This window comes from Stenotrophomonas sp. P5_A8, assembly GCF_056400545.1.
Genome location: NZ_JBFULB010000002.1, coordinates 32,711 through 47,598, shown reverse-complemented (window position 1 = coordinate 47,598; position 14,888 = coordinate 32,711). Strand labels below are relative to the sequence as shown.

The following is a 14,888-nucleotide window of genomic DNA, read 5'->3' as shown; positions in this document are numbered from 1 at the left end:
TGGCTTCTACCTGCTTACCGCAAGCCGAGCCCCGTAGCGGCCGGCAGGCGCCTGGGCAAAATCAAGGAGGAGGCCGCCCCGCGGCCGGGGGACATTTGCGCCAGGGGCCTACCGGCCGCTACGGGGCCCTCACGCGCGCGACAAACCCAACCGAAGCCACAGCCCCTATCCACACACCGCCGGCACTGACCGTCCACACGAGCAGCGGCGTGCCCAATCTGCGATGGCCCTTGCAACAAGACGCTCCCTCAGACGGGAGAAGAACCAAAAAAGAACGGGACGGCCAAGGCCGTCCCGTCCGGTGCTGCAGGAAACGCGCCTGTTACAGCGCAGCGTCCTTGAGCTTCTTGAGCGGACGCACCTTCAGCTTGGTGGAGGCCGGCTTGGCGGCGAACCACTGCTCTTCCTTGGTGAACGGGTTGATGCCCTTGCGCTTCGGCTTGGCCGCGACGCTGACGGTGGTGATCTTCAGCAGGCCCGGCAGGGTGAAGCTGCCAGCGCCCTTCTTGTGCACCGAAGCGGCGACGGCGCCTTCCAGCGAGGCGAGCACGGCGCGGACGTCCTTGGCGACAACGCCGGACGTTTCAACGATGTGTGCAACCAGACCAGACTTGCTCAGTACGTCCTTGATCGGCTTGGGAGCGGCCGGCTTGGCGGCTGCCTTGGTAGCGACTTTCTTTACTGCCTTCTTCGGGGCAGCCTTCTTAGCGGTCTTTGCCATGGTTTCCTGTTCCGTGAACGGTTGGTTGTTTGGTCGCGCCGAACCCGGTCGGCAAGCGAAATGTAGGGCAACAATGCGGCGCCGCCAATAGGCAATCGCATAAAAATTCGCGATTTCCCGCCTGTTGGTTACCGCAGTGCATCAGTACATGCCCGGAAAACAGGGGGCGCGACCACCCGGGAGGGACCGCGGCGGCACCAGGACGTTGCGCCGGATGCAGCGCAAACCCCTTGAAAACAGCGGTTATTTTTCTTCCGGCGGGCAAGGCGGGGCCTGCTCGGGGCATGCGTCGTCACGGCGGGCACACAGGCCCGACGCGGTGCTAACGCCGCATCGTCCATGCTGGCCCTGCCATTCATCCGCAGGAGACAAACCGATGGGTATTTCGCGTCATGCCACCGCGCACTGGGAAGGTGACCTCAAGACAGGCAAGGGACAACTGAGCACGCCACAGAGCGGCCTGATGGACAAAACCCGCTATGCCTTCAGCAGCCGCTTCGGCGATGAGAAGGGCACCAATCCCGAAGAACTGATCGCCGCCGCACACGCCGGCTGCTTCACCATGGCGCTGTCGGCCAAGCTCACCGAGGCCGGCTTCGTGCCCACCTCGCTGGATACCGAAGCCAAGGTCGACCTGTCCATGGAAGGCGGCCCGCAGCTTTCGCAGATCACCCTGAAGGTGAAGGCAGTGGTGCCGAAGATCGATGCGGCGCAGTTCCGCGCGATTGCCGACGACGCCAAGCAGAACTGTCCGGTGTCCAAGGCACTGAGCGCAGTGCCGATCAGCCTGGAGGCCGAGCTGGCGAGCTGAGCGTGCCGCAGTGCGCATTGAGTGAACCCGGCAGGGGCGGCATAGTCGCCCCTGTTTCGTTGCGGGGAGCATCGTATGCGCGTTCGTGTTCTGGCTGTCCTGTTGTCCTGTCTGTGCGCGACCCAGGCGCAGGCCGATGTCCGGCTGCTGACCGCCGCGACCCTCCACACCGGTGAGCCCGATGCACCGGCCGCTACCGCGCTGGCCTGGGACGATGCCAGCGGCCGCGTGCTGGCGGTGGGCGAGCGCAAGGCGCTGCTTGCGCTGTACCCGCTGGCGGCGCTGACCGACCTGGGCGATGCGACCGTGGTGCCGGGCCTGATCGATGCGTACGCCCACCTGATGTTCCTCGGCAGCACGCTGATGCAGGCCGATCTGACCGGCGCGACCAGCAAGGCTGAGATCGTCGCGCGGCTGCAGCGCTTCGCGGCCGACAACCGGGACGGCTGGCTGCTGGGCAACGGCTGGGACCAGAACCAGTGGACGCAGACGGATTTCCCGACCGTGGCCGACCTCGATGCGGCGTTCCCGGAGCGTCCGGTCTGGCTCGGGCGCATCGACGGACATGCCGGCTGGGCCAACAGCGCCGCCCTGCGTGCGCTGGCGAAGCAGCCCGGGCAGCGCGCCCTGGCCGGGCGCTGGCAGCCGGCGGGCGGGCGCATCGTCCGCGATGCGCGCGAGCAGCCCAGCGGAGTATTCATCGACGGCGCGATGGAGCTGGTGCGCGCGGCGATCCCGGCACCGAGCGAGGCCGCCCGCGAACAGATGCTCACCCGAGCACTGCGCAAAGCAGTCAGCCAGGGGCTGACCGGGGTGCATGACATGGGCGTATCGCGCGAGGACCTGGCACTGATGCGCCGTTTCGCCGATGCCGGCCAGCTGCCGCTGCGCATCGATGCCTATGCCGATGGCAACAGCGCGGCACTGGCCGATCTGTGCGCGCAGGGCGCGTATCGGCATCCCGGTGGGCGGCTGGCAATGCAGGGCGTGAAGCTGTTCATGGACGGCGCGCTGGGCAGCCGTGGCGCGGCGCTGCTGGCCGACTACAGCGATGACCCGCACAACCGCGGGCTGCTGGTGATCTCGCCGGACGACTTCGAGGCCGCCGTGCGCAAGGCCGATGGCTGTGGCGTGCAGGTGGCCACCCATGCGATCGGCGACCGGGGCAACCGCATCGCGCTGGATACCTACGCGCGCGTGCTGGGGCCGCGCAGCGACCGCGATCACCGCTGGCGGATCGAGCATGCGCAGGTGGTCGCGCTGCAGGACATTCCGCGCTTTGCCGAACTGGGCGTGATCGCATCGATGCAGCCCACCCATGCGACCTCGGACATGGGCTGGGCGCAGGACCGGGTCGGGCCCGAGCGCATTCTGGGCGCGTACGCGTGGCGGCGGATGCTCGCCGCCGGGGCGCATATCGCACTTGGCTCGGATTTCCCGGTGGAACAGGTCGACCCGCGGCTGGGGCTGTATGCCGCGGTGACCCGGCAGGATCGCGCCGGGCAACCGCCCGGTGGCTGGCAGCCGGACCAGCGCCTGAGCGCGGCCGAGGCGCTGCGTGGTTTCACCGCCGATGCGGCGTGGGCCGGCCACGACGAAGGCCAGGTGGGGCGACTGCAGCCGGGGCTGCGTGCGGACTTCGTGGTGCTGGATCGCGATCCGCTGACGGTGCCGCCGGCGCAACTGGCCGAACTGCAGGTGCGGTCGACGTGGGTGGATGGGCGGCCGGTGTACGAGGACGCGACGCACTGAGGCGCCACGTCGCGGTTAGCGCTGCGCGCTGATCACCAGTCCAGCGTGCCGCGGATGACCGTCTGCACCTGGCCGCCGGACCACACATCGCCAGCGGCATCGATGTGCAGGCTGAGCCGCGCATCGTGGCCGACCTCGCGGCCCTGGCTGACCACGTAGTCGCGCGCACCGCCAGGCAGGGCGTCGCGGCTGTCCAGCCAGGCGGCCAGCACCGCGTTGGCCGCGCCGGAGGCGGCATCTTCGAAGCGTCGGCCATTGCCGACGAACGCACGCACGGCCAGGTCCCAGGCCTGGCCCTGGCTGCGCGCATAGGCGAACACGCCCATGCTGTCGGTGCTTTCGGCGAGCGCGGCAATGGCATCCCAGTCCGGGCGGAGCGCGCGCAGGGTGGCCTCATCGCGCAGTTCCACCACCCACCAGCTGCGCCCGCCGGCCATCCGCGCCGGTGGCAGCGCGCCCAGCGCCCAGCCCTGCAGGGCGGCCTGCAGGCGCGGATCGGTGGCCTCGGTCACCTCGGCGACGCTGGCGCGCGGGGTGCGGATGGCGATGGTGCGGGCCGCGCCGTCACCGTCCACGCGCAGCGGCAGCGCCCCGGCGATGCCGTCCTGCACCAGCAGGCCGTCCACCGGCGCGGCCAGGCCGGCGTCGAGCACCGCATGCGCCGTGCCCACGCTGGGGTGGCCGGCGAACGGCACTTCCTTCTGCGGGCTGAACATACGGATGCGGTAGCTGGCCCCGGCCACTTCGGGGGCGAACACGAAGGTGGTTTCCGGCAGGCGGGTCCAGCGGGCGATGGCCTGCATTGCCGCCTCGTCCAGGCCCTCGGCGTCGAGCACCACGGCCAGCGGGTTGCCGGCGCCGGGATGGGGGGAAAACACGTCCAACTGCAGGAAACGGCGAGAGCTCATGGCGGCAAGGATCGGCAAAACGGTCGGGCAGCTTATCAATCCCCGGGGATGGGGACGTGCCCACCGAGGTCGCGCCGATGCCCCGCTGGCCCTGCCGGGGCCGGGCTTGGCATAGAATCGGGAGTTCGGCCGGTGTGCCGGGCGAATCCCCCTCCCACTACGAAACCCTCTTTACTTCCATGTCAGCTTCCCCCCTTGTCGATCGTTGGATCGTACTGAAGTTCGGCGGCACCTCCGTGTCGCGTCGTCACCGCTGGGACACGATCGGGAAGCTGGCGAAAAAACGTGCGGAAGAGACCAGCGCGCGGGTGCTGGTGGTGGTGTCGGCGCTGTCCGGGGTGACCAACGAGCTGACCGCCATCGCCGACGGTGCCGCCGACAGCCGTGCCCGCGTGGAGGCGCTGGTAACGCGCCACCGCGAGTTCCTGCTGGAACTGGGGCTGGATGCCGGCGCTCTCGACGCGCGCCTGGCCGGCCTGAGCGGGCTGCTCGACGATCCGCGCGCGGCCACCCGCCCGCTGGACTGGCAGGCCGACGTGCTGGGCCAGGGCGAACTGCTGTCCTCCACGGTGGGCGCGGCCTACCTGCGCGCCAGTGGCCTGGATTTTGGCTGGATGGACGCGCGTGAATGGCTTGATGCACTGCCGCCGCAGCCCAACCAGAGCGACTGGTCGCAGCGTCTGTCGGTGAACTGCCAGTGGCGTGCGGACGCGGCGTGGGCCGCGCGCTTCCGCGCCCAGCCGACCCGCATGCTGATCACCCAGGGCTTCATTTCGCGGCATGCCGATGGCGGCACCGCCATTCTTGGTCGCGGCGGCTCGGATACCTCGGCGGCGTACTTCGGTGCGCTGCTCGGTGCCAGCCGCGTGGAAATCTGGACCGACGTGCCGGGCATGTTCAGCGCCAACCCGCGCGATGTGCCCGACGCGCGCCTGCTGACCCGGCTGGACTATTACGAAGCGCAGGAAATCGCCACCACCGGTGCCAAGGTGCTGCACCCGCGCTCGATCAAGCCGTGCCGCGATGCCGGSGTGCCGATGGCGATCCTGGATACCGAGCGCCCGGAACTGCCGGGCACCAGCATCGACGGCAGTGCCGCGCTGGTGCCGGGGGTGAAGGCGATCAGCCGCCGCAACGGCATCGTGCTGGTGTCCATGGAAGGCATCGGCATGTGGCAGCAGGTCGGCTTCCTGGCCGACGTGTTCGGGCTGTTCAAGAAGCACGGCCKGTCGGTGGACCTGATCGGGTCGGCCGAAACCAACGTGACTGTGTCGCTGGATCCGTCCGAGAACCTGGTCAGCACCGACGTGCTGGCCGCGTTGTCGGCCGACCTGTCGCAGATCTGCAAGGTCAAGATCATCGTGCCGTGCGCGGCGATCACCCTGGTCGGACGCGGCATGCGTTCGCTGCTGCACAAGCTGTCGGATGTGTGGGCCACGTTCGGCCGCGAACGCGTGCACATGATTTCGCAGTCGTCCAATGACTTGAACCTGACCTTCGTCATCGATGAAGCCGACGCCGACGGCCTGCTGCCGATCCTGCATGCCGAGCTGATCGACAGCGGTGCCATGCCGGTCGAAGAAGGCGAGGTGTTCGGCCCGCGCTGGCGCGAGATCGCCGGTACCGTGCGTCCGCGCGACACCGCCTGGTGGCGGGGCCAGCGCGAGCACCTGCTGACCCTGGCCCAGGCCGGTACGCCGCGCTATGTCTACCACCTGCCCACGGTGCGTGCCCGCGCACGCGCGCTGATGGCGATCAAGGCCATCGACCAGCGTTACTACGCGATCAAGGCCAACTCGCACCCGGCCATCCTGGAGGTGCTTGAGCAGGAAGGCTTCGGTTTGGAGTGCGTGTCGCACGGCGAGCTCAAGCACGTGTTCAACACGCTGCCGACGCTGTCACCGCGCAGGGTGCTGTTCACCCCCAGCTTCGCCCCGCGTACCGAGTACGAAGCGGCCTTCGCGTTGGGTGTGACCGTCACCGTGGACAATGTCGAAGCGCTGCAGCGTTGGCCGGAGCTGTTCCGCAACCGCGAGCTGTGGTTGCGCGTGGACCTGGGCCGTGGCGAAGGCCACCACGCCAAGGTGCGCACTGGCGGCAAGGACTCCAAGTTCGGCCTGCCGATCGCGCGGGTGGATGAGTTCGTGCGCCTGGCCGGCGAGCTGGGTACCCGCGTGGTCGGCCTGCACGCGCACCTGGGCAGCGGGGTGGAAACCGCGCAGCATTGGCGCCTGATGTGCGATGAGCTGGCCGGTTTCGCGCGCCGCATCGGCAGCGTGGAAACCATCGACATCGGTGGCGGCCTGCCCATTCCCTACAGCGCCGACGATGAGCCCTTCGACCTGGACGCCTGGGCGATCGGCCTGGCCGAGGTCAAGGCCGTGCACCCGGCGTTCCGCCTGGCGATCGAGCCGGGCCGCTACCTGGTGGCTGAATCGGGCGTGCTGCTGGCCACGGCCACCCAGGTGATCGAGAAGGACGGCGTGCGTCGCGTTGGCCTGGATGCGGGCATGAACACGCTGATGCGCCCAGCCCTGTACGACGCCTGGCACGACATCGAGAACCTGAGCCGGTCGGGCGGGTACGCCGAGGCGGTGTTCGACGTGGTCGGCCCGATCTGCGAGTCCAGCGATGTGTTCGGCAAGCGCCGCAAGCTGCCGGTGTCCACCGCGCCGGACGATGTGATGCTGATCGCCGACGCCGGTGCGTACGGCTACGTCATGGCCAACACCTACAACCAGCGCGAGCTGCCGCGCGAGGACGTCATCGATGACGTGCCTTGACTGCTGCCTGCCGCCTTCTCAACCGGATACACCATGACTGCTTTCGATAAACACCAGGTTGCCGTTTTCCGCTTCGTCCGCTGCGATTTCGCTGCGGATACCGGCGTGGCGCACCTGGTCTACGCCTTCGACGACGGCCCCGAGCTGATCGAGACGGTGACCATCCCCGGCGCGCCCTTCGTGCTGGACGGCGCCCGCGCCGAGGCCGTGCAGCGCGCGCTGCGCCTGCTGCACCTCATTGCGGGCGTGAGCTACTACAAGGCCGGGGTGCCCGATCAGGTACGCATCGACGGTTACGCCATCGATGCAGCCACCGCGGCGCTGGTGGAGGACATCTACCTCAACGGCCTGGGCGAGTTCGCCTACCGCAACGGGCTGAACCTGCGCGGGCGCTTCCGCCTGCCGGCCGACGGCGAGGCCTTCGCGGCACCGGCCGTGGGCCTGCGCGAGCACGCGCTGGTCGCCATCGGCGGCGGCAAGGACTCGCTGGTCAGCATCGAAGCGCTGCGCGGATTGGGCATCGCCGAAACGGTGACGTGGATCGGCGGTTCACAGCTGATCCGTGCCTGCGCCGAACGCACCGGGCTGCCGACACTCAACATCGGCCGCGCGCTGGCCCCGGAGCTGTTCGAGTTGAACCGCCAGGGCGCCTGGAACGGGCACATCCCGGTCACCGCGGTGAACTCGGCGATCATGGTGCTGGCTGCGCTGCTGCAGGGCGTGGACCAGGTGGTGTTCTCCAACGAGCGCTCGGCCAGCTACGGCAGCCAGATTCCCGGCACGGGCGAGGTGAACCACCAGTGGTCCAAGGGCTGGGCATTCGAGCAGGCCTTCGGCGAGCACCTGGAAAAGCACGTCGCCGCCGACCTGCATTACTACTCGTTGCTGCGCCCGCTGTCGGAGCTGGCGGTGGCGCGCCAGTTCGCCAGGAGCGACTACTACGACGCGCATTTTTCCAGCTGCAACCGCAACTTCCACATTCTCGGCGAGCGCCCGGTGAACCGCTGGTGCGGGGTCTGCCCCAAGTGCCACTTCGTGTTCCTGGCGCTGGCTCCGTTCATGCCCAAGCCGCGCCTGGTGGCCATTTTCGGCCGCAACCTGCTGGATGATCCCGAGCAGGCCGGCGGCTTCGACGCGCTGCTGGAATTCCAGGACCACAAGCCGTTCGAATGCGTGGGCGAAGGCCGCGAATCGCGTGCGGCGATGGCCACCCTGGCCGCGCGTCCGGAGTGGGCCGAAGATGCGCTGGTGAAGCGCTTCGTGGCGCAGATCCAGCCGCAGCTGGATGCCACCGAGCTGCACATCGAACCGTTGCTGGTGCTGGAAGGCGAGCACCGTATTCCGGCGTCGATCTGGGAGCGCCTGCGTGCGAATTTCGCAGTTTGAGGGCAAGCGCGTTGCCTTGTGGGGCTGGGGACGGGAAGGGCGCGCCGCATGGCGCGTGCTGCAGCAGCGGCTGCCGTCGCTGCCGCTGACCCTGTTCTGCCCGGAGGCTGAAGCCGCCGACGCGCGCGCCGACGCGGGCGATGTGCTGCAGGTGCGTTCGGATGTGAGCGGTGAGGCCCTGGCGGCGTTCGAGGTGGTGATCAAGTCGCCGGGCATCAGCCCGTACGGTGAGGCAGCCTTGTATGCCGTCGCGCACGGCACGCAGTTCATCGGCGGCACCGCGCTGTGGTTTGCCGAACACGCCGATGCGCAGGGCATCGTGCGCGACACCGTGTGCGTCACCGGCACCAAGGGCAAGAGCACCACCACCGCGCTGCTGGCGCACCTGCTGCGTGCGTCGGGTGCGCGCACCGCGCTGGTCGGCAACATCGGCCTGCCGTTGCTGGAAGTGCTGGATCCGCAGCCCGCCCCGGATTACTGGGCGGTGGAGCTGTCCAGCTACCAGACCGGCGAAGTGGGACGCAGCGGCGCGCACCCGCAGGTGGCGATCGTGCTGAACCTGTTCCCCGAACACCTGGACTGGCACGGCAGCGAAACGCGCTACATCGAAGACAAATTGCGCCTGGTCACCGAAGGCGAGCCGCGCATAGCCGTGCTCAATGCGGCCGATCCGCACCTGGCGGCGCTGTCGCTGCCACGCAGCGAGGTGGTCTGGTTCAACCAGCCGCAGGGCTGGCACATGCGCGGCGATGTCGTGCACCGGGGTGAGCAGGCGGTGTTCGACACCGCGCATACGCCGCTGCCCGGTCGCCACAACCGCGGCAACCTGTGCGCGGTGCTGGCCGCGCTGGAGGCGCTGGGCCTGGACGCGGTGGCGTTGGCAGCGGCGGTGCAGGACTTCCGTCCGTTGCCCAACCGCTTGCAGACCATCGGCACGTGCGATGGCATCACCTTCGTCAACGACTCGATCAGCACCACCCCGCATGCCAGCCTGGCGGCGCTGGAGTGCTTCGCGGGGCGGCGTATTGCGCTGCTGGTGGGCGGACACGACCGCGGCTTGGACTGGCACGATTTCGTGGCGCACATGGCACACGACGTGCCACCGCTGGAGATCGTCACGATGGGTGCCAATGGCCCACGCATCCATGCACTGCTGCAGCCGCTGGCCGATGCCGGCCGTTTTGGCCTGCATGCCGCCGCCGACCTCGGCGAGGCGATGCAGGTGGCGCGCGCCGCCCTGGGCGTGCAGGGTGGGGTGGTGCTGCTGTCGCCGGGCGCGCCGAGCTATGGCGTGTACCGCGATTATGTCGCCCGTGGACGGCATTTCGCCGCGCTGGCCGGGTTCGATCCCGAGGCGATCACCGCCATCCCGGGGATAGGGATTTCGTAGAGCCGACCGTTGGTCGGCTGCCCTTGCAGGCAGAGCCACGCCATGCATGGCTGCGCGATCTGCGCCGAGAGCAGCCACGCATGGCGTGGCTCTACGCGGGTATGCGCGGCTTTCACCATCGGCAGCGATGGGACGGTCAGCCGTCTTCGTCGATGAAGGCGTAATCGCCGTCGATGAGCTGCTGCAGGTACGCATCGAAGTTCGGGGCGATCACCCGGTAGCTGTCCGGGTCGTGCAGGTAGCGCACCACCTGGCCGACTGTGCCGCCGGGGGCTGGATCGAAATCCAGGTACAGCACCGAGGTGCCGCCGTTGTTCATGCAGTGCGAGAAGCACAGGCGCTGGCCCATCGGCAGGTCGGCATCGATGCCGTCGCCCAGTATCTCCGCGTCCTCCTCGAGCCATTCTTCGTAGATCGAGCGGATGCTCTCGCCCCAGCGTTGCCACTGCGCACTGTCTTCGACGATCTGATCGGCCGAGCGCAGGTAATAGGGGTAACGCCCCTCCCCGACGTCCGAGCCCAGCATCAGCACCACCACCTCGCCCTTGGGGTAGGTGCGGAAATGGGTGCCGTCGACCCGGCCGAGCAGCACCAGCAGGCTCTCGGGCACCTGCGGCCAGCGCTCGCGCAGGCGCTGCAGATCGGTGCCGCTGGCGCCCTCGGTCCAGGCCCACATCGGCGCATCCTCTTGGGGCAGGCGCGGTAGCAGGCCGGCGAGGAAGCGATCAACCAGGGTCATGCGGGGCATTCCTTACGCGGGGGGCGGCCAGCCTGCCAGATCGGGGGCGCGTACGTCGAGCCGTTGACGGGCGGGCTTTGCGATCCGTTTCGAGGCGCGGAGCGATTTCCGTGCCCGGTGCGGCGAAAGGGTCACTGAGCGAAGGGCAGCCGACCAACGGTCGGCTCTACACGGCGTCGTCAGGTGGCCGGCATACACTCGGGGTTCTTTCTGTCGGGAGCAGACGCATGAACAAGCAATGGCGGTGGGGTGCGGCGGTGCTGTTGGGCATGACGGCGTTGCCCGCGCTGGCGGCGATGCAGGCCAAGCCCGTGGAATGGACGCAGGATGGCACCACCTTCAGCGGCGTGCTGGTTTACGACGACAGCGACACCGACACGCGCCCGGGGCTGGTGATGGTGCCGAACTGGAAGGGCGTGAATGACTCGGCCATCGCCAAGGCCAAACAGCTGGCCGGCGATGACTACGTGGTGCTGGTGGCCGATGTGTACGGCAAGGGTGTACGCCCGAAGACCGACGCCGAGGCCGGGCCGGTGGCGACCAAGCTGCGCAATGACCGACCGGTGCTGCGCGCGCGGGCGCTGAAGGCGATCGAGGTGCTGAAGGCACAGGTCGGCAAGGCGCCGCTGGATGCCAGCCGGATCGGCGCGGTCGGGTTCTGCTTCGGCGGCACCACCGTGCTGGAAATGGCCCGGGCGGGGGCGCCGCTGGCGGGCGTGGTCAGCCTGCATGGCGGCCTCGGCTCGCCGCTGCCGGCCAAGGCCGGTGGCACGCATCCCTCGGTGCTGGTGCTCAACGGGGCTGACGACAAGAGCGTCAGCAAGGACGATATCGCCAGCTTCGAGCAGGAAATGAACGCGGCCAAGGTTGATTGGGAGTTCACCAACTACAGCGGGGCCGTGCACTGCTTCGCTGAAGCGGACGCCAACAGCCCCCCGGGTTGCCAGTACAACGAACGGGCTGCCAAGCGCGCGTGGAAGACGCTGGATGAGTTCTTCGAAGAGCGATTCGAGACAAAACGCCGGTAGCGCCGACCGTCGGTCGGCTGGAACGCGCAGGGCGCGGTGCATGTATCGGTGATCGTGGTGCGGGCGCGAAGAGCAGCCGACCAACGGTCGGCTCTACGTGWCAGGGACCACRTCGCCCCGKCGGTCGGCCCGTACGAACGCTCCGGTAGAGCCGACCGTYGGTCGGCTGCAMCGCGCAGGGCGCGGTGCATSTATCGGTGATCGTGGTGCGGGSRCGAAGAGCAGCCGACCAACGGTCGGCTCTACGTGACAGGGACCACRTCGCCCCGGCGGTCGGCCCGTACGAACGMTCCSGTAGAGCCGACCGTYGGTCGGCTGCACCGCGCGGAGCGTGGTGCATCCATCAGGCATCGCGGCGCCGGGAGGAAGGGCAGCCGACCGTCGGCCGGCACGTCCTACGTCAATGCGAGCGCTGTACCGCATAACGGGCCAGGCCGCGCAGGGCGGCGACGGCATCGTTGTCGGCCAGGCCGCCGAGCGCACGCTCGGCGGCATCGGCGTATTCGACCGCGCGGGCGCGGCTGTATTCCAGGCCGCCGGTGGCGTGGATGGCCGCCAGCACTTCCGGCATCGCCTCGGCGTCGCCGTTCTGCACGATCTCGCGCAGGCGCTCCCGGGTGGTGGCATCGGTATGCGCCATCGCGTGGATCAGCGGCAGGGTGGCCTTGCCTTCGGCCAGGTCGTCGCCCAGGTTCTTGCCCAGTTCCTCGGCGTTGGCCGAGTAATCCAGCACGTCGTCGGCGATCTGGAAGGCATAGCCCAGCGCCATGCCGTAGTCGTACAGCGCCTGCTGGGTGGCCTCGTCCACGCCACTGGCCAGCGCGCCCAGGCGGGTGCCGGCGGCGAACAGCACGGCGGTCTTGCGCTCGATCACGCGCAGGTAGGCGGCCTCGTCGGTGTCCGGGTTATGGACGTGCAGCAGCTGCAGCACTTCGCCTTCGGCGATGCGGTTGGTGGTGTCGGCCAAGATGCGCATGACCGGCATGCGGTCCAGCTCGACCATCAGCTGGAAGCTGCGCGAGTACAGGAAGTCACCGACCAGCACGCTGGGGGCGTTGCCCCACAATGCATTGGCGGTGCTGCGGCCGCGTCGCAGGCTGGATTCGTCCACCACGTCGTCATGCAGCAGGGTCGAGGTGTGGATGAACTCGATGATCGCCGCCAGCTGGTGGTGCTCGGGGCCGGCCTGGCCGACCGCATGGCCGGCCAGCATGACCAGCATCGGCCGCAGGCGCTTGCCGCCGGCGGAAATGATGTGGTCGGCGATCTGGTTGATCAGCACGACATCCGAGGACAGTCGGTGGCGAATCAGCGCATCGACGGCGGCCATGTCGGGCGCGGCGAGCGTCTGGATCTGGGGCAGGCCCAGCGCGGAGCGGGTGTCTTCGGTGATGGTCATGCGGTCTGACTTTCAGGCTTGACCTGAATTATAGGCGGTGCGGTCGTTTTCCGCCCGCGAAGGCCATCCGGGGCGGTCCGGGCCGGCCGGGGGGCGTGAATACGTATGCAGGTGGCGCCATCGCCGGAGACGCACGGATAAGCTTGTCGCTACGTTATGGCACCCCGATGCGGGTGCCGTGGAAGCCCGGAGGGGGGCCCTCAATGTCGCAGACTCCATGGTGGCGTGGCGCCGTCATCTACCAGATCTACCCGCGCAGTTTCCTCGACGCCAACGGCGACGGGGTAGGCGACCTGCCGGGCATCATCGAACGCCTGGACTACGTGGCGGCGCTGGGCGTGGACGCGATCTGGATTTCGCCCTTCTTCAAATCGCCCATGGCCGATTTCGGCTATGACATCGCCGACCACCGCGATGTGGATCCGCTGTTCGGCACGCTGGCCGATTTCGACCGGTTGCTGGCCAAGGCGCATGCGCTGGGCCTGAAGTTGATGATCGACCAGGTCTTCAGCCACACCTCGATCGACCACGACTGGTTCCGCGAGAGCCGCCAGGACCGCACCAACCCCAAGGCAGACTGGTACGTGTGGGCCGACCCGCGCGAGGACGGCACGCCGCCCAACAACTGGATGTCGATCTTCGGCGGCGTGGCGTGGCAGTGGGAGCCGCGGCGCGAGCAGTACTTCCTGCACAATTTCCTCGCGGACCAGCCGGACCTGGATTTCCATAATCCGGCGGTGCAGCAGGCGACGCTGGATTACGTGCGCTTCTGGTTGGACAGGGGCGTGGACGGGTTCCGCCTGGATTCGATCAACTTCTGCTTCCACGACGCGCAACTGCGCGACAACCCGGCCAAACCGGCGGACAAGCGCGTGGGCCGAGGGTTCAGCGCGGACAATCCGTACGCCTACCAGTACCACTACTACAACAACACCCAGCCGGAGAACATCGGCTTCATCGAGCGCCTGCGTGGGCTGCTGGACGAGTACCCGGGGACGGTGAGCCTGGGCGAGATTTCGGCCGAGGATTCGCTGGCCACTACCGCCGAGTACACCGCGCCGGGCCGACTGCACATGGGCTACAGCTTCGAGCTGCTGGTGAAGGATTTCAGCGCCGGCTACATCCGTGACACGGTGTCGCGGCTGGAAGCGACGATGACCGAAGGTTGGCCGTGCTGGGCGATCTCCAACCATGATGTGGAGCGCGCGGTAACCCGCTGGGGCGGGCACCCGGCGCAGCCGCGGCTGGCACGCCTGTTGGTGGCGCTGCTGTGTTCGCTGCGTGGGTCGATCTGTCTGTACCAGGGCGAAGAACTGGGCCTGGGCGAAGCCGACGTGCCGTTCGAAGCACTGCAGGACCCCTACGGCATTACCTTCTGGCCGAACTTCAAGGGCCGCGACGGCTGCCGCACGCCGATGCCGTGGACCGATGCGGCGCTGGCCGGGTTCACCAGTGGCGAGCCGTGGCTGCCGATTCCGGCCGAACACCGTGCCGCGTCGGTGGCGGTACAGGAACAGGACCCGCATTCGGTGCTCAACGCCTTCCGCCAGTTCCTGGCCTGGCGCCACACCATGCCGGCGCTGCTGGTGGGCGACATCGTGTTCCTGGAGACGGCCGAGCCGGTGCTGATGTTCGAGCGACGCCATGCGGGCGACACCGTGCTGCTGGCCTTCAACCTGTCTGCCGAGCCGGTGCGCGTGGCGTTGCCGGTGGGGCCGTGGCAGACGCTGTCGGTGCCGGGGCCCGATGCCGGCCATGTGGAAGGCAACGAAGTGGTGCTGCCGCCGCAGGCGATGTACTGCGCGCGCCAGGGCTGAGCTTTTCCGGTAGTGGTGGTACGTTCGGGACGGAACCTTCGGGGTTCCGTCCTTTTTTTATGGGGCAGCGGGAAGGTGCAGAGCATTGCCAGGCGCCGCCTTGGGTAGGTACTGACCGTTGGTCGGTACGCTTCTGCGGCGTCAAGAGCAGCCG

At 68.3% G+C, this 14,888-nt stretch carries 11 protein-coding genes; 7 read left to right on the top strand and 4 right to left on the bottom strand.

All coding sequences use genetic code 11. The features are described from left to right. Positions 1-322: 322 nt before the first annotated feature. Positions 323-721, bottom strand: coding sequence for an HU family DNA-binding protein (locus tag AC1DQP_RS00345; protein ID WP_038689886.1), 399 nt, complete (start codon positions 719-721; stop codon positions 323-325). 376 nt (positions 722-1,097) lie between these two features. Between AC1DQP_RS00345 and AC1DQP_RS00340 the strand changes: the two genes are divergently transcribed. Then, positions 1,098-1,532, top strand: a complete 435-nt coding sequence (locus AC1DQP_RS00340; RefSeq protein ID WP_312238668.1) for an OsmC family protein — start codon at positions 1,098-1,100, stop codon at positions 1,530-1,532. Positions 1,533-1,607: 75 nt separating this feature from the next. After that, the gene (locus AC1DQP_RS00335) at positions 1,608-3,284 is read left to right on the top strand and encodes an amidohydrolase (protein ID WP_457320961.1); all 1,677 of its coding nucleotides are present in this window, start codon (positions 1,608-1,610) and stop codon (positions 3,282-3,284) included. A gap of 32 nt (positions 3,285-3,316) precedes the next feature. On the opposite strand, the gene AC1DQP_RS00330 is transcribed toward AC1DQP_RS00335, so the two are convergent. Beyond that, a complete protein-coding gene (locus tag AC1DQP_RS00330; protein ID WP_478050921.1) occupies positions 3,317-4,192 on the bottom strand; it encodes a PhzF family phenazine biosynthesis protein in 876 nt (291 codons plus the stop codon). 179 nt (positions 4,193-4,371) lie between these two features. Between AC1DQP_RS00330 and AC1DQP_RS00325 the strand changes: the two genes are divergently transcribed. Genes AC1DQP_RS00325 through murD form a run of 3 tightly spaced genes read left to right on the top strand, consistent with a single transcriptional unit; the run spans position 4,372 to position 9,751 of the window. Continuing rightward, positions 4,372-6,975 (top strand): bifunctional aspartate kinase/diaminopimelate decarboxylase, encoded by a 2,604-nt coding sequence (locus AC1DQP_RS00325; protein ID WP_478050920.1) that lies wholly within the window; start codon positions 4,372-4,374, stop codon positions 6,973-6,975. A 33-nt stretch (positions 6,976-7,008) separates the two neighbouring features. Beyond that, a complete protein-coding gene (gene murL, locus AC1DQP_RS00320; protein WP_457319462.1) occupies positions 7,009-8,361 on the top strand; it encodes a UDP-N-acetyl-alpha-D-muramoyl-L-alanyl-L-glutamate epimerase in 1,353 nt (450 codons plus the stop codon). Further along, a complete protein-coding gene (gene murD / locus AC1DQP_RS00315) occupies positions 8,342-9,751 on the top strand; it encodes a UDP-N-acetylmuramoyl-L-alanine--D-glutamate ligase (RefSeq protein WP_457319461.1) in 1,410 nt (469 codons plus the stop codon). Before murL ends, murD begins: the two co-directional genes overlap by 20 nt. Before the next feature lie 136 nt (positions 9,752-9,887). Here the strand turns inward: murD and AC1DQP_RS00310 are convergent, their stop codons facing one another. After that, positions 9,888-10,490: an SMI1/KNR4 family protein gene (locus AC1DQP_RS00310; protein ID WP_457319460.1), complete on the bottom strand. Its 603-nt coding sequence runs from the start codon at positions 10,488-10,490 to the stop codon at positions 9,888-9,890. 227 nt (positions 10,491-10,717) lie between these two features. Between AC1DQP_RS00310 and AC1DQP_RS00305 the strand changes: the two genes are divergently transcribed. Beyond that, positions 10,718-11,518 (top strand): dienelactone hydrolase family protein, encoded by an 801-nt coding sequence (locus tag AC1DQP_RS00305; RefSeq protein WP_256777531.1) that lies wholly within the window; start codon positions 10,718-10,720, stop codon positions 11,516-11,518. A gap of 400 nt (positions 11,519-11,918) precedes the next feature. On the opposite strand, the gene AC1DQP_RS00300 is transcribed toward AC1DQP_RS00305, so the two are convergent. Continuing rightward, positions 11,919-12,917: a polyprenyl synthetase family protein gene (locus tag AC1DQP_RS00300; RefSeq protein WP_457321303.1), complete on the bottom strand. Its 999-nt coding sequence runs from the start codon at positions 12,915-12,917 to the stop codon at positions 11,919-11,921. A 203-nt stretch (positions 12,918-13,120) separates the two neighbouring features. Between AC1DQP_RS00300 and AC1DQP_RS00295 the strand changes: the two genes are divergently transcribed. After that, a complete protein-coding gene (locus AC1DQP_RS00295; protein ID WP_478050919.1) occupies positions 13,121-14,734 on the top strand; it encodes an alpha-glucosidase family protein in 1,614 nt (537 codons plus the stop codon). The last annotated feature ends 154 nt before the right edge of the window (positions 14,735-14,888 follow it).